The sequence below is a fragment of the Mycobacterium tilburgii genome, assembly GCF_902168065.1.
GTDB lineage: Bacteria > Actinomycetota > Actinomycetes > Mycobacteriales > Mycobacteriaceae > Mycobacterium > Mycobacterium tilburgii.
Genome location: NZ_LR655787.1, coordinates 1 through 346 on the forward strand (window position 1 = coordinate 1; position 346 = coordinate 346).

The window sequence follows — 346 nt, forward strand, 5'->3', positions numbered from 1 at the left end:
CGTGAAACGCGTTCTCCGCGCGGTCAGGCGTCTGGGCGCATGACTAGGAGTTAGTGGTATGCGAGGAGAGGGGCAGTTTTGACCGTGGCGGAAACCGACTCGCGGTCCGCGTACCTTGATCTGCTCCGTCGTGAACTGACTCGTTATGGTCAGGATGAGTTGGTGCCGGTTGGCTGGTATCGGCTGGGACGGCCGATTTTTAATACGCGCAATTTCTTGCTGGTGCGCAAGCGACCGTTTAACGCCTACGCCCGGGATCGGGGGCTAGATTGGCCGGCCGATGCGCTGACGATGATCGGGATGCAGCGGCTGACCAGCTTGCAGCATTGTGTGGAGACCGTGCTGG

At 60.4% G+C, this 346-nt stretch carries 1 protein-coding gene; it reads left to right on the plus strand.

Going from position 1 to position 346, the window contains the following annotated elements:
* Positions 1-84: 84 nt before the first annotated feature.
* Positions 85-346 (plus strand): TylF/MycF/NovP-related O-methyltransferase (locus tag FQ389_RS17590; protein ID WP_407662893.1); only part of this gene is annotated, 262 nt, incomplete at its 3' end.